The sequence below is a fragment of the Sorangium sp. So ce296 genome (genome assembly GCF_051529605.1).
Taxonomy (GTDB): domain Bacteria; phylum Myxococcota_A; class Polyangia; order Polyangiales; family Polyangiaceae; genus Sorangium; species Sorangium cellulosum_D.
In genome coordinates, this window is record NZ_CP150325.1 from 11,948,880 (window position 1) to 11,966,975 (window position 18,096).

At 69.4% G+C, this 18,096-nt stretch carries 18 protein-coding genes and 1 pseudogene; 8 read left to right on the forward strand and 11 right to left on the reverse strand.

What is annotated here, in order from left to right:
• Positions 1 to 94: 94 nt before the first annotated feature.
• The 3 genes from WME98_RS44060 to WME98_RS44070 all read right to left on the reverse strand — a co-directional run bounded on the left by WME98_RS44060 (position 95) and on the right by WME98_RS44070 (position 3,062).
• Complete coding sequence (locus tag WME98_RS44060) at positions 95 to 778, reverse strand: DUF4956 domain-containing protein (protein ID WP_437947610.1); 684 nt, start codon at positions 776 to 778, stop codon at positions 95 to 97.
• A gap of 44 nt (positions 779 to 822) precedes the next feature.
• A complete protein-coding gene (locus WME98_RS44065) occupies positions 823 to 2,508 on the reverse strand; it encodes a CotH kinase family protein (RefSeq protein ID WP_437947611.1) in 1,686 nt (561 codons plus the stop codon).
• Between the two features lie 269 nt (positions 2,509 to 2,777).
• Positions 2,778 to 3,062 carry a hypothetical protein gene (locus tag WME98_RS44070; protein WP_437947612.1) on the reverse strand — a complete coding sequence of 95 codons (285 nt, stop codon included), beginning with the start codon at positions 3,060 to 3,062 and terminating at the stop codon, positions 2,778 to 2,780.
• A gap of 323 nt (positions 3,063 to 3,385) precedes the next feature.
• Between WME98_RS44070 and WME98_RS44075 the strand changes: the two genes are divergently transcribed.
• Positions 3,386 to 3,529: a hypothetical protein gene (locus WME98_RS44075; RefSeq protein ID WP_437947613.1), complete on the forward strand. Its 144-nt coding sequence runs from the start codon at positions 3,386 to 3,388 to the stop codon at positions 3,527 to 3,529.
• Between the two features lie 1,049 nt (positions 3,530 to 4,578).
• On the opposite strand, the gene WME98_RS44080 is transcribed toward WME98_RS44075, so the two are convergent.
• The 3 genes from WME98_RS44080 to WME98_RS44090 are packed head-to-tail and all read right to left on the reverse strand — an operon-like array spanning position 4,579 to position 6,259.
• A complete protein-coding gene (locus WME98_RS44080; protein WP_437730028.1) occupies positions 4,579 to 5,400 on the reverse strand; it encodes an ATP-binding protein in 822 nt (273 codons plus the stop codon).
• Positions 5,400 to 5,876: a hypothetical protein gene (locus tag WME98_RS44085; RefSeq protein ID WP_437947614.1), complete on the reverse strand. Its 477-nt coding sequence runs from the start codon at positions 5,874 to 5,876 to the stop codon at positions 5,400 to 5,402. The genes WME98_RS44080 and WME98_RS44085 overlap by 1 nt, the downstream gene beginning before the upstream one ends.
• Positions 5,867 to 6,259, reverse strand: a complete 393-nt coding sequence (locus WME98_RS44090; protein WP_437947615.1) for a transposase — start codon at positions 6,257 to 6,259, stop codon at positions 5,867 to 5,869. Before WME98_RS44090 ends, WME98_RS44085 begins: the two co-directional genes overlap by 10 nt.
• 314 nt (positions 6,260 to 6,573) lie before the next feature.
• Between WME98_RS44090 and WME98_RS44095 the strand changes: the two genes are divergently transcribed.
• The 3 genes from WME98_RS44095 (at position 6,574) to WME98_RS44105 (ending at position 8,067) form a co-directional block, all read left to right on the forward strand.
• Positions 6,574 to 7,293: a lectin-like protein gene (locus WME98_RS44095; protein WP_437947616.1), complete on the forward strand. Its 720-nt coding sequence runs from the start codon at positions 6,574 to 6,576 to the stop codon at positions 7,291 to 7,293.
• Between the two features lie 131 nt (positions 7,294 to 7,424).
• The gene (locus WME98_RS44100; protein WP_437799447.1) at positions 7,425 to 7,565 is read left to right on the forward strand and encodes a hypothetical protein; all 141 of its coding nucleotides are present in this window, start codon (positions 7,425 to 7,427) and stop codon (positions 7,563 to 7,565) included.
• 358 nt (positions 7,566 to 7,923) lie between these two features.
• The gene (locus WME98_RS44105; RefSeq protein WP_437947617.1) at positions 7,924 to 8,067 is read left to right on the forward strand and encodes a hypothetical protein; all 144 of its coding nucleotides are present in this window, start codon (positions 7,924 to 7,926) and stop codon (positions 8,065 to 8,067) included.
• A gap of 876 nt (positions 8,068 to 8,943) precedes the next feature.
• Here the strand turns inward: WME98_RS44105 and WME98_RS44110 are convergent.
• The 3 genes from WME98_RS44110 to WME98_RS44120 form a co-directional block, all read right to left on the reverse strand.
• A complete protein-coding gene (locus WME98_RS44110) occupies positions 8,944 to 9,093 on the reverse strand; it encodes a hypothetical protein (RefSeq protein ID WP_437947618.1) in 150 nt (49 codons plus the stop codon).
• A 316-nt stretch (positions 9,094 to 9,409) separates the two neighbouring features.
• On the reverse strand, positions 9,410 to 10,393 hold the full coding sequence (locus tag WME98_RS44115) for a protocatechuate 3,4-dioxygenase (RefSeq protein WP_437947619.1): 984 nt from the start codon (positions 10,391 to 10,393) through the stop codon (positions 9,410 to 9,412).
• A 91-nt stretch (positions 10,394 to 10,484) separates the two neighbouring features.
• The gene (locus WME98_RS44120; RefSeq protein WP_437947620.1) at positions 10,485 to 11,942 is read right to left on the reverse strand and encodes a hypothetical protein; all 1,458 of its coding nucleotides are present in this window, start codon (positions 11,940 to 11,942) and stop codon (positions 10,485 to 10,487) included.
• A gap of 365 nt (positions 11,943 to 12,307) precedes the next feature.
• Here WME98_RS44120 and WME98_RS44125 point away from each other — a divergent pair, with 365 nt between their 5' ends.
• From WME98_RS44125 to WME98_RS44140, 4 genes are all read left to right on the forward strand, one after another.
• On the forward strand, positions 12,308 to 13,021 hold the full coding sequence (locus WME98_RS44125; protein ID WP_437331909.1) for a response regulator transcription factor: 714 nt from the start codon (positions 12,308 to 12,310) through the stop codon (positions 13,019 to 13,021).
• Entirely contained in the window at positions 13,018 to 14,388 is a 1,371-nt protein-coding gene (locus tag WME98_RS44130; RefSeq protein WP_437947621.1) for a sensor histidine kinase, read from the forward strand. Before WME98_RS44125 ends, WME98_RS44130 begins: the two co-directional genes overlap by 4 nt.
• A gap of 1,366 nt (positions 14,389 to 15,754) precedes the next feature.
• The gene (locus tag WME98_RS44135; protein ID WP_437947622.1) at positions 15,755 to 15,874 is read left to right on the forward strand and encodes a helix-turn-helix domain-containing protein; all 120 of its coding nucleotides are present in this window, start codon (positions 15,755 to 15,757) and stop codon (positions 15,872 to 15,874) included.
• A gap of 204 nt (positions 15,875 to 16,078) precedes the next feature.
• Positions 16,079 to 17,065 (forward strand): NAD(P)-dependent alcohol dehydrogenase, encoded by a 987-nt coding sequence (locus tag WME98_RS44140; RefSeq protein ID WP_437947623.1) that lies wholly within the window; start codon positions 16,079 to 16,081, stop codon positions 17,063 to 17,065.
• Between the two features lie 16 nt (positions 17,066 to 17,081).
• Here WME98_RS44140 and WME98_RS44145 read toward each other — a convergent pair.
• A pseudogene (locus WME98_RS44145) lies at positions 17,082 to 17,318 on the reverse strand (ArsR/SmtB family transcription factor); the annotation flags it as partial.
• Positions 17,319 to 17,417: 99 nt separating this feature from the next.
• Entirely contained in the window at positions 17,418 to 18,083 is a 666-nt protein-coding gene (locus WME98_RS44150) for a hypothetical protein (protein WP_437947624.1), read from the reverse strand.
• Positions 18,084 to 18,096: the final 13 nt, after the last annotated feature.

Sequence of the window (18,096 nt, forward strand, 5' to 3'; positions counted from 1 at the left end):
CCCTCAAAGCTCGTTCTGGGTCTCTGGCGCCACGCGGCGCGCAAGAAGCAGCCGGAAGGGACCGGCGGGAGCGTGGGTATCCGAGGCCCCTGATTCAGAGATCCAGCGTCGGCTCCTGCAGCAGCAGGGAGACGTCGCGCATCCCCGGGAGGGCCTGGAGGCTGGTGACGAGCGGGGTGCGGAGCTCGGGGGCGAGGACGCTGACCTGGTAGGCGTGCTCCATGACCGTGCCCTGCGCCGCCTCGCGGAGCGTCACCAGCGAGAAGGTGCGGCAGTGCGCGCGGAGGATCCTGGCGATGGCCTCCTCGACCCCCTGTCCCGAGGGCGCGACGAAGCGGAGGAGTCCATCCGGCTGCCGGCGCGCGCCGTAGCCCGTGACGTGCAGGAGCACGGCCCCGCCCCCGAAGATCAACGTCCCCGCAATGGCGGTGCCGTAGGCCTGGAGGCCGCTCGCCATGCCCACGCCGAGCGCCGCGAAGACGAAGATGATGTCGCGCGGATCGCGCATGGTGGTGCGGAAGCGGACCACGCTCAGGCCGCCCGCGACGCCGATGCCCGCGGCGATGTTGGCGCCGATGGCGAGCATCAGCATGCAGGTGATGATGCTGCCCATGGCCATCCCATGCACGGTGGTCCGCGCGTACGACAGGCCGCGAAAGGTGGCCATGTACACGGCGGCGATCACCTGGCCGAGCCCGAAGGCGAGCAGGAGGGCCACGACGGCCCTGCGCCACTCGAAGACGCTCCCGGTGATGACAGGCTCGAACAGCTCGTTCATATGACCCTTCCGCGCGGCGCTCGCCGGTCAGCGATCCCTGTGCGTCACTGCCCGAGGAACGTGGTCACGTCCTCTTGGCGCGTGCTGGCGTGGGCGATCAGCTCGTCCAGGGCCTCGTTGAACGAGGCCTCCGATTCCACGAAGGTGTGTTTCTCGATCTCGCCCTCCGGGCCGACGACGTACGGTGCGATCAGCGCGTGCGCCTCGCGGAAGCGCTGCTCGGCGGCGGCCGGCTCGTAATCGACCTGCACGGTCTGGGCGAGGTTGTCCCGGTACATCTCGGCGTAGACCGGATCGTCGAGGAGGAAGCGGATCAGCGGCCATTCGTCGGTCAACTCGTCCAGCGAGAGGGACAGCCCCCGGCCGAATCCCCCGCTCGTCGCGAACGCGAAGCTGTGATCCCAGGGGATCCACCGGAACTGGCCGTCTCTGTCTTCGTCCGCGTACAGGAAGTAGTTGTGCGCCATGCGGCCGTACTGGTCCCAGTCCTCGATCACGGTGTTGACGGCGAGCCAGCGCAGAAAGCCCTCGACGTCGAGGTGAGCCTCCAGCCCGGCGCGCCACGCCGGGGCGTCGGTCCGGTCCGCGTGCAGCGCGTCGAAGAGCGCCTGCGCGTCCGAGAAGTCGGCCTCGTCTTTATTGTTCTCCTTGCCGAGGGTGTCCGGATCCCACGTGGCCCAGGTCGCGCCGGCGCCGTCGGGCTTGTAGACGTTGCCCTCGTCGTTGTCGAACTGGGTCTTCAGGAACACCTTGTCCGACGGGAGCTCGATCCCGGTGTACAGCCCGAAGTAGGTGGGCCCCTCTCCGTGGTCGATGAAGACCCGGTAGAAGGCGGTCGCCGGCGACGGGACGCCCGCTCTGGCGAAGATCTCGGTCGCGATCTTCTCGCGCACGAGGGATTGATCCCCCGTGCCGTTGGCCAGGCTCAGGTTCTTGAAGCCGTAGAACCGCTGGTCCTTGATCTCCGGGTAATCGTCCTCGAACTTATCGAACGAGAGGCGGAGCGGGAGCTTCCAGCTGCCCTGCGACCAGGGCATGGCCAGGCTGGAGTTGCCCTTGAAGCGGATGCCGACGTGATGCCACTCCCGGTCCTCGGTCGCGACGTCGCACTCGACGTAGATGGGCGTATCGTCGATCAGATCGATGCTGCCGCCATCCGGCCCTCCCGGCCCTCCCGGCCCACCACTCGGCTCACAGAACAGGCTGCCGTCGCTGTACTCGGCGCATGTCCCCGCGAGCTCGTTCCCTGCGAGTTGCGCGGCGCAGGCGTCGCCGAGCGTGAGCCCGGCGCACGCGTCGAAGAGCTCCTGCGGCGGCGCGCCGGGGCCGCCCGGGGCGCTGCCGCCGTCGCCGCCCGGCCCGCCCGGGACGCTGCCGCCGTCGCCGCCCGGCCCGCCCGGCCCGCCCGGGACGCCGAGGCCGCCCTCGCCGAAGGCGCCCACCTGGGCGGTCATGTCGTCGAGCATGGCCTGCCAGTTCTCCCGCGTGATGGTGATATCGAGGCGGGGCACGCGGTCCTGCGGAAACGCAGCATCGTAGTCGGGGTCCTCCTTGGCGTCGTCCTCCTCGCCGCCCGAGCCCGCTCCCCCTGCGCCTCCACCTCCCATCCCCGTGCTGGCGGTCGCCCCCGTGGTTCCGTCGGCGTCAGGGGTCGAGTCGCCGCAGCCCTGAAGCGTCGCGGTGGCCAGCACAACGGCCGTCGCCGTGGTCGTAAGGAATCTAATATCCATCGATTCACTCCCGTGGTCGCGTGGTGGATGGAGATCCTGTGACAAAATTGTGTTACGTGAGCGAAGGAATTGTTTCGATATGTGAAGACACCGTGAACGACCCGCCCCGCGCGTATCCCGGGAGCTCCGAGCCGTGCGCACCATGGATGGGTATGCGGGCATGGCGCCGGACTTCGGCGGTACGGAGCGTGACCGCGCTCTCGTGACGAGCCTCGCATCAGGCGTGCCGTTGCGCCTGCGCCGGCCCGGCGAGCCCGCCTGTCGCCCGCTCACTCTGGGAAGAACGTCTCGAGCGTCAGCGCCGGCGTCCCGTCCGCGTGGACCCCGCCGAGCAGCGCGAGCGTCCCGTTCGGCGCGGGCACCACGGCAGCGCCTCGCCGCGGCGCCCGCAGCGGCAGCTCCTCGACCTGCGCCGCCGCGACGTGGACCAGGAAGCTCCGCGTCGGCCCGTCGTCGCCGGCCTCGGAGCCCACCGCGAGGATGCGCCCGCCGGGCAGCGCGAACGCGGCGACGCCCCCGAGGGCCGCCGTCAGGGCGGCGCCCTCGACCTCCACGGCCGCGCAGGTCGCGGCGCTGCCATCGCTCTGTCCATGTGGAAGAGCAAGGCCATGTGGAAGAGCAAGGAGGAGTACGACCCGACGAAGCGTCGCAAGCCAAGCTGACAGCCTGCCTCATGTGCGGACACGCCCCGGCCGAAGATCGGCTACACGTTGGCGTAGTACCTGGAGACAGGCATGATTCGAGGGTGAGCATCCATTGGATTTCTGGCACCGGAGCATGTCTCCGGATGCCCCAGGGTCAGGAAATCCAAACGCGATCCGAAAATCAATCTCCTCGTAGTGGCCGTCCCACCGTACAGCCACGCTGCACGCGCTGGTTGACGTATAGAACCTTACGCGATCCGCATCCCCAGCTGCACGACGGGAAGCTCTCCTACGAGGCGAACATCGTGATCGGGGGTGTGGAGTTCGAGCTCTCGGTCGACGCCGACGGCAACATCATTGAGCTGAACTATCCTTAGCTCGCGTGTCAGAAATCCCGCCAGAAAAACCGGTCGATGGCGAGCGGCCGCCGGAAACAGTAGCGATTTCGATAACTTCCGCCTGTTTCGCCGCCGAGGGCGGCTCCGGTGTGGCCCAACGGGGCGCCCTCCGCCGCCGCGTCGCCTGAGGTGAAGGGCCCGCGGCATCACCGATCGGGGTCGGCGACTGGCCTGACGGCGCAGCGCCGAGGGATTCTTCTTTGCTCGCCGGCCTGTTGCTGGACCGTTTGATACGCTGCCGCCTGTTTCGGGATCGTGCCTGCGTCCCCGCGCTCTTACGGCCCAACGACTGGCGTTATAGGGTGTAGAGCGTCAGGAAAAGTTGCTGTCGCTTGACAACCGCGTTCGCTACCGGCTCACCCTTCGCCGCGCCGCTTTGCTTGGCACCTTCGCACGGCGTTTGGACGAGCTCAGCGTAATATTGTATACGTTACGCTGGTGCGGCGCAGAGCGCGCGAACAGGCGCATTGGCGGGGAGCCTGGGGCTGATCGAACCTCGACCAAGCCCATCCGATCGTCGCATCCATGAGGCGGTGCTCACCGACCGGCGCCTTCCACGCCTGAAACGCCTGCGAATACCGCGCGCTAGCTTGAGGTGCTCGTGCCCTTTATCGGGCGTGGGGGTTCAAGTCCCCCTCCGGACGCAGAAGAAGAGCCCCTGACCCGTGAGGTCAGGGGCTCTTCTCTGCCACGTCGCAGGGTCATGGGGCCACCCCTTTGCAGGGTCATGGGGCCAGGGGGAGACGACGTGATCGGTCTCGACCATGCCCGAGACCGCGAAGCGTGTCGAGGTCTCCGGAGCCGGGCGCGAAGCGACCGGCGACGTCCCTCTTTTTGCAGGGTCATGGGGCCACCCGGGCCCCCTGGTAGATCCGGCGCAGGAGCCGCGACGCGCAGGAGCAGAACGTCCACCCCGCCCCCGGTGCCCCTCGCGGTCACCTTGACGAGGGTGAGCGAGGCGCGGCGAGTGGAGCGAGGGGGTCAGCGGCGCGGCCCCGGGATCGACGTCCTCGCCGGGGCCGCAGCGGTCATCGCCGCTTGCTGCGTGGATGGGTGGGCGGCTTGCTGCGCGCGGGCACTGGCGCGGCCGTGTTGCTCTCGTCGAGCTTCGGCTTGAGCCGTGGCCTGTACGACTCGCCCTCGACGATGAAGTCGAACGCCGCGTTCTTGAACCGGTCGACGGCGCTCTGCGCGAGCAGCACGTCGTCGAACATCGCGAGCCACTCGGCCGTGTCGCGATTGCTCGTGACGATCATCGACGCGTGGCCGGTGCGCTCGAGGAAGAGCTGGTAGACGTCGCGGCTCTCTTCCTTGCTCATCGCCTCGAGCGCGAAGTCGTCGAGGATGAGCAGATCGACGGTCGTGAGCGCGACCATCTCGGCGTCGCGTGAGTTGTCGAGCCTGCTCTGGCGCAGCCTGCGCAGCATCGCGTCGGCGCGCAGGAAACGCACGCTGTAGCCGTGCTGGCACGCGAGGTGTCCGAGCGCGTTCGCGAGGAAGGTCTTGCCCACGCCGACCGAGCCGAGGATGACGATGTGCTTGTGTTCTTCCAGAAAGCGCAGGCTCGTGAACCCACCGAGCAGACGCTTGTCGAAGCTGACCTTCGCGGTCTTGTCCCAGAGCTCCAGCCGCATGTTGGGATCGAGCCCGGCGTCGCGTACGCGGCTCTCCGTCGCGCTCGCCTCGCGGCGCGCGATCTCGTCGGTGAGCAGCATGAGCAGCATCTCCTCGTGCCCCATCGACTGCTTCTCGGCCAGCAGCAGCCGCTCACGCAACGTCGCTGCGATGCGGCCGAGGCGCAGGCGCTTGAGCGCCGTGACGAGCGCAGGGTCGACTTCGCTCGAGCTCATCACGCTTCCTCCTTCGTCGCGGCAGCCGCCAGCGTGCGCGTCGCGAAGTGCTCGGTGCTGCGCGCGAACCGCGGCGTGGGGAGCGTGACGACCTTGCGCTCGTCCGTGGGCGGTGACGCGGGCGTCTTCGCCGCCTCGAGCATGCGCGTCACGCGCTGCACGTCGACGACATCGAACGCGAGCGCGCTCTGGCAGATCGCCTCGACGCGCCCGTTGCCGAACTTGTTGCACAGCCGCAGCAGCGCATAGACGAGCCGCATGCGCGTCCAGGGGAGCGGCACATCGAGCAGCCGCTCGGCGTAGATGCCGACGTGCACGCCGCACTTCTTCGCGCTCGCGATGAGCGAAGCCACATCGCGCTCGGCCGCGATGTCCTTGCCCACGGGGTAGTCGCTCGGGTCGGTGGAGCGCTTGCCCGGCGCAACGCGCGCGTGCACCTTCACGAGCTGCGTGCCGGCGTAGATCCTTACGGACACGCTGGCTCTCGTCCCGAGACGGCGGAGGCGCAGAGCGCTGCCTCGGGCTCGTCGTCCTCCTCGACGTCGTGCTCGATCTCGAGGTGCCCGTGCCGCCGGAGGTAACGGAGCATCCGCCCGACGGCGTGCTCTAGGACCTGACCGACCTCGCGCGTTCGCAGGTGACCGAGCTCGTTCCGCACGAGCTCGGTGCCGTCTTCGTGATAAGCCCCGTCGAGGAAGACCACGTGCAGATGCGGATTGAGCCGCATGTCGCCGGACGTGCGTTGCACGAGGGTCACCGCGCCGCTCCTGACCGCGCCGCACGCGCCTCGGCGCGCGGCGCGCTCTTCGTAGAACCGCTCGACGCTCTCGACGAAGAGGCGCGTCAGCACGCCGAACAACGCCCCGTCCTGGGCGAGCCTGCGCCGCCACGGAAACGGAAGCGCGCGTGAAGCGCTGATTCTGGATCGTGCGCGGTCGGCAGGGCCGATTGGGGGGAGTCCGTCGGGACTTCCCTGGTTGCTCTGGCAGTCGCAGTTTCGACCTTGATCGTCGCCGTCGGAGGACGGCGGTGGGGTCAACCTGAACCGGGACCACCGAGGGGAGATCCGCGAACGGCTCGCGCCGATCGCCGAGCCCGTGGATTTGAATTGACACCGAAAATGTGAACGTTCACAATCGACCCGATCTGTATCCCCATTCCCCATGAGTCCGGGTGCTGCGACGCGAACGCCACATCGGTCTTTTGCGGGTCGAAAGCTGGAACGAATCGATGAAACTCTCGGATTTTTCTCTGAAGCTTTGGGGCTTCCTTGCCTCAGGACTGCTCGTCTCCTGCTCCTCGGACTCCCCGCCGGGAAGCAACGAAGGCTCGGCCGGGCAAGGCAGCGCGGAGGGCGGAGCCGTGACGACCGGTGGTGCCGGAACGGCTGGCTCCGCGACGGCTGGTGGCGGTGGTGGTGGTGGTGATGGTGGTAATGGCTCCGGGCAAGGCGGCAGCGGAGGAACCAGCGGCGGTGGAGACAACGGAGGAAGCGCTGGTATGGGAACGGGCGGCTCGAGCTCGGGCGCGCATCCCGGCGACGCCGTGCAGTTCAACGGTCATTGGTACCGCCATACGACTGCAACCATCGATGCAGCGGCAGCTCAGGCGATCTGCTCCGGGCTGGGAGGCTATTTGGTCTGCATCGAGAGTCAACCAGAAGATGCCTTCGTGCTGACGCTCGCGGGCACCACCCGCCCGTGGATGGGCATGAACAACTTGAAGGACGTCAATCACTACGAGTGGATCAATGGCAGCCCGGTGACCTACACGCACTGGCAGCCGGGCCAGCCGGACAACCCCGCGAACGAGCGCTGGGTGAAGATGGTCGCCGACGGCACCTGGGACGACGGCAACATCGACACCTCATACATTTGCGAATGGGACGACTGACGCCCAGAGTCTCGAGAAACCTGCGCAGATTTCCGCGTGGACGAGATCTTCGGGCTCGACACCTCGATTGCGGTTTGAAGCGGGGACCAGAGCGAAGCTGGGTCGAGTTCGGCGTTCAGCGACGCGAGAGCGTGGAGACCGCGCTCGAAGGCATGCAAGCAGTCGTGTATCTGATGACGTGCCCACGCCGTTCGATGCCGCCGCGCGCCGAGCTCGGCCGCCGCTCGCGGCTGCTCGAATGGTGGCTGCAGCAGCTGGCGCGTCGCGTCTGAGCTCGGGTACGCTCGCGGTAGCCTCGCTCGCCAGCGCCCGCTGCCACGGCCGGTCGGGGAAGCAAGGTGGGCGCCACTGCTGTAGCGCCCACCGCGGCATGTGAGCGCACCCGCAGCTGCGCCGCCGATCCACCGAGATTTTTTGCCTGCGCATCGACGACATGCAGCTTGTACGTTCCGGCGCTGGCCGGCACGGCGATGGACGTAGCGTCCCCTGCCGCCTTCGTCATCGCCGCGCCTTCCGTGAACGTGCCGGTGCCGGCCGGATCACGAGACGCTATGCGGCGTCACCGAGCGCCTTGCGGCGCAGAACGGTGCTCTTCCAGTACGGCGGCCGCCGCGTCGGCGCTGGGAGAGCGTGCTGGAGAAGCTCGGCGGAACCTTCGAGATCGCGATTCCAGAGCAGAAGACGCCCACGGATATCGGCTACGATACGAAGCGTGGACGCGTCCTTGTGCCCCACGTCTTGGTGGACACGGTGGACGTCTACGAGCTGAGGTAATCAGCGGACGCACGCTGGGCCGCGCCTGCGGGTGGTGAGGGAGCTTGGGGTGCTCACCGGAGGGGCTGGAGTGCAGGCGAGCCACAAAAGGGGCTCGCCGGATGGAGTGCAGGCGAGCCACAAAAGGGGCTCGCCGGAACGCAAGCTCTCCCGCGACGAATGGCAGGCCCGCCGCGCGTCGATTTCGTGAGCCGGGGGACGCGTTCGGGTAGCATCGCGGCCGTGGCCCTGCTGCGTCCGCTCGCCCCGCCGTACGATCCGCTCGACTGGGTGAAGCGGCCGGCACGAGCGGGCTCACGATGATCGTGAGCTCCGCGCCAGCCTGCTCGACTCCGGCGAGCTCGACGTGCGCGAGCTGCGTGGGCGCCAGCCGTGGGCGGGCTCGTGACCGACGTGGACGCCGTCGTCGTCGGTCCGCGCAGCTGATTGCGATCCTATGGGCTCGACCAGCTTTCACCCCTAATCTAGCCAAGAGGCTGCGACTGCTCACGCGCAGCCCGAGGCGGTCCACCCATACCGGACCGCCGCCGAGGGCGAAGGGGAGCCCTCTCCTCGAGCCATTCTCGATGCTCGTCAACTCCGCGAGGCGAGGTCCTTCACGCGGAGCTCGGCCCATTCAAGCAGACGGAGGCCGGCGCCGTACAGGAGGGAGGCCAAAAGGAGCGGGACGCCGGTCATGCGATCCAGGAGAGAGCTCACCTCGGTCGGAGTCAGCACCGCGGGGAGGCGCGCGGGGCGCTTCGCTCGGGTGAAATCGACGTGCCGCGCGAGGGGGAGCGCGAGGACGTGGGTGTAGAGGAAGAGGATGGCGGCGAGGGGCTTGGTTCTGGGTCGAGGCGCTGACGTGCTGGTCGGTCGCCAGATGCGTGAGGAGGCTCATGCCTCCGGTGCCACCGGCAGCCCGAGCAGCCGACCGAGCGCCCCGTGAACGACCCGGGCCGCCACCTCATCCCCGAGAGCGACGGCGCGGCTCAGGGTGCACGCGAGCGAGGCGACGACGGCCGCCCGAGGCGACGGATCGGTCACGGCGAGCTCCTCAGGCCTGAGGCTTGACGCTTGGGCCCGGGTTGGGCCCACGCCTTCCGAGGGGCTGCGATCCGTCGTCACGCTCTCCCCAAATCCCCGGGGAAGCGACAGATCGCAACGGTTCGCCCCCGCGGAAGAGTCCCGCCAGGGATTGCTGACGCGCGAAACCAGCGCGGACGCGAAGCCGGTCGCCCCCGCACCAGGCGCCTGCGCTCGCCGCGCGGCATCGCCCGCCTCTTCGAGCCGTGGTTCGCCCGCTCTGTGGCGCCGTGGCGCGGCGAGAGCGCTCCCGGGCGATGGGCTCGATAGCTGCGGTTCAGCCGCCGGGCGGGCCACCCCCAGCACCGGGCGGGCCACCCCCAGCGCCGGGCGGGCCACCCCCAGCGCCGGGCGGGATGGGCGGCCCGCTGGTGTCGCCGCAAAGCGTCTCCTCCAGCGACGAGCGGATCACGAGCACCTTCCACGCGAGCAGCGCGCCGTCGGGCTGGAGTGCGGTCGAGAGCAGGGCCTCGTCACCCACGTAGACGAGATCTGTCGAGTTGCTCGTGTCCGGCTGCCCGAACTCCTTGTAGTCCGCGTGCTCGGCGAAGATCTGCGCGGTCAGATCCTCGGGGAAGAAGAGCTGGGACGTGACGTACTCCTGACCTCCGACCCGCAGGGTGAAGTGGATGTGGACGGCGCGCCCCTCGTACCACCCCGGATAGCAGGTGTCGAAGTCGACCCGGCCGTCGGCGCCGGTCGTCTGCACGCCGCGGAAGTAACGGTGCGACTCGGCATCGGCGTCATCGAACGTGCACATATCCACCGCGTCATTGCCAGAATACAGGCCTGCATTGCGGGTGTGCCAGATATCGACGGAAGCGCCCTCGACAGGGTTGCAGGACTCGTCGACGACGAGGAGCGCGAGCCGGACGGGCAGGCCCGGGTACCCCTCGCTGATGTCCCTTCGCTCGATTGTCTCCGCATAGCAGGGCCCGAGCATGAGCGCGCAGGTCATGGCACAGGTGGTGCCGAGGTCGTCCGTGAAGGGATCTGGATAGTCGCCGGACATCGATGCCGTGCCGCCGCTCGCCCAGTCGCCGGCGCTCGTGGTTCCGCCCGTCGCTCCGGTGCCGCCGGCGCCGCCCGTCGCACTCGAGCCGCCGGTCCCGCTCGAGCCGCCGGTGCCGCTCGATCCCGTGTCGCCGCATCCGCCGAGGCTGGCAAGGGGCATCACCGACAGGGCGATACCGAGGCCATGAAGAACATCGCGCCGCGTGACGGCGCGTGGCGCTTTTCTCTGCTCCATCTCGTCTCTCATCTCTTCCTCCTGGAAACATCCGACGTCCCGTGTCAGTCAGCGCCGCCGCTGAGAGAAGAACGCCTGGTGGCCCCTGGCCGCCCGGCGCGCGTCACTCCGCCGTGGCGCCCGCCTCGATCCAGGCGCGGATTGTCTGGATCTCCTCGTCCGTGGGCTTCACGCCGGCGGGGGGCATCGTCGTGCCGCACTCGGTGCATTCGATGTTGCTAAAGTCTCCGGTCAGCTTGCGGATCAACCAGCTCGTGCTGGGGGAGCCTGGATCGACCAGCGGCATATCGATCTCGGTGGCCGTCACCCCGACCAGGGCTTCGCGCACCTTGGAGGGGGCCACACCGCTGAGCACCAGCCCTTTGGAAGCAGCCACCGCGCCGTGGCAGCCGGTGCAGTACGCGTTCAGGATGGGCGCCACCTTCTCCGCGAACACGCCCGTTTCCGTGGTGGTCGGGCCGCTGGACGGTGGCGCCGCGTGGCCGAGCGCATGCATCTCCTCGCACTGGGCGATCATCTCGGCCTTGTATTTCGCCTCGTCCTCTCCAATGCCCTTCGCGACCCGATAGCGCTCCCACATGTCGTCGATCCAACCATGCAGCCGCCAGAAGGACACCAGGGCGACATTGACGTTGTTGTCGACCAGGTTGTACGGCGAGCCTGGCACGGCCCACTGCGAGTGCAGCCCGCCGTGGATGCCACCCGGAGGACGGCCGGAATCGTCCGTTCCACCCCCGTCCCCACCCAGTCCACCCCCGCCCCCACCCGGTCCGCCACCGCCTCCACTCGTTCCGTCGCCGCCAGCCGATCCGTCACTCCCACCCGTTCCATCGTCGCTCCCGCCCGGTCCGCCGCCAAAGCCGGGAGGACCCCCCGGCGGGAACCCGCCAGGACCCCCCGGCGGGAACCCGCCCTCTCCCAGCTGGATCCATTGTCCCAAGTCGTCCTCGCTTTCGAACAGATCGAGGTTGTTCTCGATGTCCTGCAGGAGCGCGATCGCTGCCAGCTGGTCCTCGCTCCAGCGGATGTCGACCCACGGCAACGGGTTCTCGGGATCGTCCTGGGTCAGCGGCACCTCCTTGAAGCCGCTGATGATGGCGGCGTGCTTGGGGAACGCTTCCTTGAATCCACGGATCATGTGGCGATGCATCACGAGGAACGCATAGCCGTCGCCGGGCTCGCCTTCCTGGATCTCGGCGCGCCACAAGCCACGCGCTGCCATGACCTCGGCGCCCTCGCAAATGCCTCCTGGGCGGCCCTGCACGCAGCCCTGATCCCAGCGCCGGATGTTGTGCCAGTCGCCGTGCTCCTGATCCCATTTCTGCTCCTCGATCCAGTCGAACATCTCCTGAGGCAACTGCAGGTCGTATTGGTCGTCCGAGGGATCGTTCGGGTCGCCCTCGCTCGTGTAGATCCGGATGAGCTCCCCGGTCATCGTTGCGTCGCGCGGATCTGGATCGTAGGGTATGCCGCATTGGGCATGCTCTCCGACGTGCGTGCCCGTGTCGGCCTGCGCATCATCGGTCGTCTTCGTGCACGACGCCGGGACGAGGACGAGCAAGAGCGCGATGGGCGAGAGCCCTCTAGCGCCCCCGCTGCCCCGGCCCGAGGAGGCGGAGTCCGTTCCCATGTTTCTCAACATGAGTCGCTCCGAGCGGACGAAAGGCGCGGCCTGGGCCGGAAGCCCTGCCGCCCATCGCAGAAATCGAGCGTGAACCATGTCAGTTCTCCTTGGCGCCTTCTTTGCTCGGCCGGCGACGCCGGTGATCGAGAGGAGGAAGGCCGCTCTCCTCACGAAGGCGTTCCACGTCCGCCCGACCCGCCCGCGACGATGGCCGCCCGCCATGTGGGCGTCGTTGCTGGAGTGTGTCGGAGTGTTGCAGGCGGGCTCGCCCCGCCCCGCCCGGGGTTATCTTCGGATCTCGAATGGATACCCTGGAGCCTCCGATCCGCGCCCTCCTCGTCGAGGACGACGAGCGCCTCGCCCGCTTCACCCGCGAGTACCTGGAGGAGCACGGCGTCTCCATCACCCACGCCGCCGACGGCGAGGCCGGCCTGCGCGAGGGCCGGCGCGGCGGCCACGACGTGATCATCCTCGACCTCCTGCTCCCGCGCCGGAGCGGTCTCGAGGTCTGCCAGGCCCTGCGCGAGGGCTCCGACGTGCCGGTCCTGATGGTGACAGCCCGGGCCGAAGAGGCCGATCGCGTCCTCGGCCTGGAGATGGGCGCGGACGATTACCTCACCAAGCCTTTCTCCTCGCGCGAGCTGCTCGCGCGTATCCGCGCCATGGTCCGCCGCGCCCGCGGCCAGGTCACCTCGGGGCCGCGGGTGCTGCGCGTGGGCCCTCTGGTGCTCCACACCGGCAGCTTGCGGGCCACCCTGGGCGGCCGGGAGCTCGCGCTCACCGCCTACGAGTTCACGCTGCTCCGCGTGCTGGCCGAGCGCCGGGGCCGGGTGCTCACCCGCGAGCAGCTGCTCGATCTGGCCAAGGGCGCCGCGGAGGAGGCCTTCGATCGCTCCATCGATGTCCGCATCTCGCGCCTCCGGCAGAAGCTCGAGGAGGACCCGAAGCGCCCGCGCCTGCTCAAGACCGTGCGCGGCGCCGGCTACCTGCTCGCCGACGACGAGGCGGACCTGTGAGCCGCACCGGCCGCGCGCTGCGCCGCTTCCTGGTCCGGGTCTACCTCCACGGCCTGCTTCTCATCTTCCTCGCCGGCGCCTCGGTCTTCCTGGTGCTGGAGTCGATGGTGCGCCCCGCCATGGATCAGCGCGTCGACGGCACGACCGCCTGGGTGGTGGATCACATGGCCCTCTCCACGGGCGATCCGGCGCGCCTCGAGCGCGAGCTCGCCGCCCTCAAAGGCCGCGCCAACATCCAGCTGTCCTTCTACGACGCGCGCGGCGCGCTCCTCGCCACCGGCGTCCATCCCCCGTTGCCCCCGCTCCCTGCCGAGCAGGCCGCGCGCCTCGAGCCCGGGGTAGCCACGCCCATCGGTCCCCCGCACACGCACGCCGTCGGCCTCTTCACCGACGGCCGCCGCGTCGGCCACGCGATCGCCCATCGCGCCATTCCCGCTTCGCCCATCACGCCCGCGGTGGTCGCGCTCCTCGCGGTCCTGCTGGTGCTCGCGGCCGCCTCCATCCCGCTCGCCCGGTCCGTGGCGCGCCCCATCGAGCGCCTGCGCGGAGTGGCCCAGGCCTTTGGCGCGGGCCAGCTAGAGGTGCGCTCAGCGATCGCGCGGCAGGACGAGATCGGCGATCTCGCCCGCTCCTTCGACGAGATGGCCGATCGCCTGGTCGCGCTGCGCCGCGCCGAGAAGGAGCTGCTCGCCAACGTCTCCCACGAGCTGCGCACCCCCCTGTCGCGGATCCGGGTCGTGCTGGATCTCGCGAGCGAGGGCGATCCCCAGCGCGTCCGCCGCTACCTCGGCGAGCTCGCGGAGGACCTCGGCGAGCTCGAGCGGCTGGTCAACGACGTGCTCACCGCCGCGCGGCTCGATCTCGCCGTCAACCCCGGCGGCCTCCCGCGACTCGAGCGCGCGCCGGCGGATCTCGGCGATCTCGTCGAGGGCGCGGCGACCCGCTTCCGCGCGCGCTCTCCCGAGCGGCAGCTCGCCCTCGCGGTGGATCTCGACGGGCCCGTGTCATTCACGGCCGACCGCTCCCTGCTCCGGCGGGCGATCGACAACCTGCTCGACAACGCGCAGAAGTACTCCGACGCCGACGCACCCGTGACGCTGCGCGCCCGCCTCGACGGCGGCGCCGCCGTGATTGAGGTGGAGGATCGCGGCGTCGGCATCCCCGAGGAGGACCTGCCCCACCTGTTCCGCCCCTTCTTCCGCGGCGACCAGAGCCGCACCCGCGCGACCGGCGGCGTCGGCCTCGGCCTGATGCTGGCCCGCCGGATCGTGGAGGCGCACGGCGGCCGGCTGGAGATCGAGAGCCGGGTGGGCGAAGGAACGACGGCGCGGATCGCGCTGCCGGTGGAGGCGGGGGAGGCGGCGTGAGTCATGCGAGCGCGGCGGAGCGCCGCGAGCCCGCCCAGAGCGCCCGCATCTGCGTCACGCTCGGCGGCGCCACGCAGCGGCGAGGCCTGAGGCGGGGGATCCGCACATGTGAAGCAACGGTGAGCGGGCGCTTCCGCCCGGCGCACGAATGAGGCCGATCAGGTCGATCGTCGGGCGATCGACGAGCAGATCGAGCTCGTGATCGCGTTGCTCGTCGATCTCGACGCCTCGCAGGGCGCGGGCGCCGCGGTGACGGGGCCCGGGGAGATCGTGCTGGTGGGCGGGGTGCAGGGCGGCGCCGCGGCGCCGACCCGGCGGCTCGCGCCTGGGTGCGCCGGCGCGTGCGCCGCCGCGGAGGTCGCGGGCGCCCGCCCTGCCGGCTGCGGTCGCGGACGTCGCGGCGTTCGCGCTGCCCGGGGGCCGGGTCCTCGCCGTGGGCTCCGAGGCCGGCGCGGACGGGCTGACGAGGAGCTTCGTGGTGCGAGAGATTGATCGCCCGCGCACGCCCTCGCGCTTGCCTCCCCGGCACAGGCCTGCTGATTGCCGACAGCTCCCCAGGCCCGGGGCTTGACAGCTGGGCCCGGGTCGGGGCCATGCATCCCGAGGGAGTGCGATCCGCCGTCACGCTCCCCAAAATCCCGGAGGATCCGACGGAACGCGACGGTTCGGCGCCGCGGAACAGTCCCGCCAGAAACACCGGTCGATGACGAGCGGCGGCCGGGAACAGTAGCGATTTTCGTAGCTTCCGCCTGTTTCGCCGCCGAAGGCGGCTCCGGTGTGGCCCAACGGGGCGCCCTCCGCCGCGGCGTCGCCCGCGGTGAAGGGCTCGCGGCATCACCGGTCCCACCGTACGGCCACGCTGCACGCGTTGGTTGACATAGAGAACCCTATGCGATCCGGCCCTCCTGGGAAAACGACGCTATATCAATAATTTATCTATGCATCTAAGGGGCCGTCTTCACGCCACAGCCTGCGGGGCGCTGGCCATGGCGTATCTCTATGGCGAGCTCGGGCTCGATCCCGACGAGGCCGAGAACCGCCGGTATACGATGGCGGCCGAGCACGCCATCCAGCACCGGCAGGCTCCCCCGTGAGCGCCCGGGCGCCCACGCGGTCGCGACGTGCCAGCGCATCGCCCGAGGACCGAGGACCGAGGGTGAGCTGGTCCCTCGCCGGCGGCCAGCCGGGCGCGGCGCGTGCTAAAACGTCCGCATGGAGGCGATGAGGATCGAGGGAAGCGAGCGCGATCTCGAGACGTTCGCGGCGGGGATCCTCCAGGGCGCCGCGCCCATCGAGACGCCCACCCCGTTCGAGCGCCAGGTGCGCTGGGACCTGCAGGGCAACACGGGAAGAGGCCCATCGCCTGTTGCGCCAGCGGGCGTGCAACGTGACCGAGGTGGCGCAGCGGGTGGGGTACGAGAACCCGAGCAAGTTCGCGGCCGCGTTCCGCAAGCGGTTCGGCGTGCCCCCGTCGACGGTGGGCTGAGCGCCCTGGGGGCGACGCTCGCTGCCGCGGACGGCGAGGGGGCGCGCGGGGAGCATCGCCACGAGGGGTAGGCGCTGCCAGGGGCCGGCTCGAGGCACGGTCCTCCCGCTGGGAGCTGAAAGGCTCCTGCGTGGAGCGGCGGCGTGCGGCCTCCGGAACCACCATCGCAGCGGGCGGCGAAGGGGCTCGCCCCGGGAGAATGCGATGAAGGCGATTGTTCAGTACGAATACGGTTCGGCGGACAACCTGCGGCTTGAGGAGATCCCCATGCCCGCGCTCAGGGACGACGGTGTGCTCGTGCGGATCGAGGCCGCGTCGGTGAACGCGGCCGACTGGCACATGATGCGGGCGGATCCGTTCTTCCTTCGGTTTCTCGGCTTCGGGCTCTTCGCGCCGAAGCACCGGGTGCCCGGCGCCGACATCGCCGGTCGGGTGGAGGCGGTGGGGAAGAACGTGACCCGGTTCCGGGTGGGCGACGAGGTGTTCGGGGATCTGTCCGCTCACGGGTGGGGAGGCTTTGCGGAATACGTCTGCACGTCGGAGCAGGCGCTGGCCCCGAAGCCGTCGAACGTGAGCTTCGAGGAAGCTGCGGCCGTCCCCTTGGCGGCGTTGGCTGCGCTCCAGGCGCTCCGCGACTGCGGGCGGGCTCGGGCCGGGCAGCGGGTGCTCGTCAACGGCGCCTCCGGAGGGGTGGGGACGTTCGCCGTCCAGATAGCGAAGGCCCTGAACGCGGAGGTGACAGGGGTGTGCAGCACCAGGAACCTCGATCCGGTGCGGTCGCTGGGCGCCGATCACGTCGTCGACTACACGCGCGCGGACGTCACCCGGAGCGGGCACGAGTACGACCTGATCGTGGACGCGGCGGCTTACCGATCCGTCTCGGACTACCGGCGCGTGCTCCGCGATGGCGGCACGTACGTGCTCGTCGGAGGAACCACGGGGGCGTTTCTGCGGGTCGCGCTCCTGGGGCGATGGTCCGGGTCGAAGGCGATGAAGGCGCACGCGTCGCGTCCGAGCGCCGCCGATCTCATCGCCCTGACGAAGCTGATCGAAGCGGGCACGGTCAGGCCGGTGCTCGATCGGCGTTATCCCTTGAGCGGGGTACCGGAGGCGGTCCGCTATCTGGAGAGCCGTCGCGCGCGGGGGAAGGTGGTGGTTACGCCCGCCACCGCCGTCGTCCCGCCGTCGTGACGCGGGGCCTCCCGCGTCACGTCTCCAGATCGCGCTTCAGCCGATCGAGGAGATCGACCGCGGCGGTGGCGTAGGGGCTGATCCACCGGTCGTGGATCCGCTTGATGGGGAGCACGTTCAGGTAGTTGCAGCGATGGCGTCCCTCCCGCTTGATGATCACGAGCTCGGCCTTCTCCAGCACGCCGAGGTGCTGCATCACCGTGCAGCGATCCCAGTCGACGAAATGGGCGCAGAGCTCGCCCGTCGTCTTGGGCCCGCTCAGCGTGGTGTAGACAACATTACACAGCCGAGTGAACTCGTTGGATCGCGCCTAAGGCCGAGGGGAATAAGTGCGGGCCGACGGTTCAGAGGTCTACGCGGCGACGTATCGCCGCTGCAACACACGGCGCTCCTCCTCCGTCGTCGCCACGATGAGCGCGATATAGGGCTCGAAGGCGAGGGGCATGGGGAGATCGAAGAGCAGGTGCTTCTCGGGATCGACGCTCTTCCCCGCGCCATGGCAGAGGAACAGGCGCTCCTGGAGGAGCGGGAAGACGGCGATGGAGGTGAGCTCGTGCCGCTCGATCGTCTCGATGTCGGCGATCGACGGCTCGAGGAGCTCGTCGAACACGCCGCTCGGATGCTTGAACGGACCTCCGGCGTGACGGTTCACGTCCTTGCGCACGAGCGCCCCGCCGCGACCGATCGTGATGAACGAGCGCTCGTGAGGCGTGCCCTCCCAGACCGTCACCCGCCGACTCGTCGCGTCGGGGTGGATCCACACGGTCGGGAGGTCGATGTTCAACGGCGCCACGCCCTTGACCCGGCCGATCGTGCTCGACCCGAGGAACTGCCGGGTGACGGCCGCGCAGAAGAGGACGTCCGTCGGAGCGAGCCGTGTCCCATGCCAGCCGCGATCCCGGCGGAAGTGACGGAAGAAGAGGAGGTAGGGAGACCTGCACATCTGCGCGAGGACGAAGAGCCCCCTGCGGGTCTCGACGTCGATCACGTTGCCTTCGCCCCAGGTGACGCGCCCCATCGCGACCGCGACT

Coding starts and splice junctions, on each gene's coding strand:
- WME98_RS44060 (WP_437947610.1), bottom strand. CDS start 778: ATGAACGAGCTGTTCGAGCCTGTCATCACCGGGAGCGTCTTCGAGTGG.
- WME98_RS44065 (WP_437947611.1), bottom strand. CDS start 2,508: ATGGATATTAGATTCCTTACGACCACGGCGACGGCCGTTGTGCTGGCC.
- WME98_RS44080 (WP_437730028.1), bottom strand. CDS start 5,400: ATGAGCTCGAGCGAAGTCGACCCTGCGCTCGTCACGGCGCTCAAGCGC.
- WME98_RS44115 (WP_437947619.1), bottom strand. CDS start 10,393: ATGAGAGACGAGATGGAGCAGAGAAAAGCGCCACGCGCCGTCACGCGG.
- WME98_RS44125 (WP_437331909.1), top strand. CDS start 12,308: ATGGATACCCTGGAGCCTCCGATCCGCGCCCTCCTCGTCGAGGACGAC.
- WME98_RS44140 (WP_437947623.1), top strand. CDS start 16,079: ATGAAGGCGATTGTTCAGTACGAATACGGTTCGGCGGACAACCTGCGG.
- WME98_RS44150 (WP_437947624.1), bottom strand. CDS start 18,083: ATGGGGCGCGTCACCTGGGGCGAAGGCAACGTGATCGACGTCGAGACC.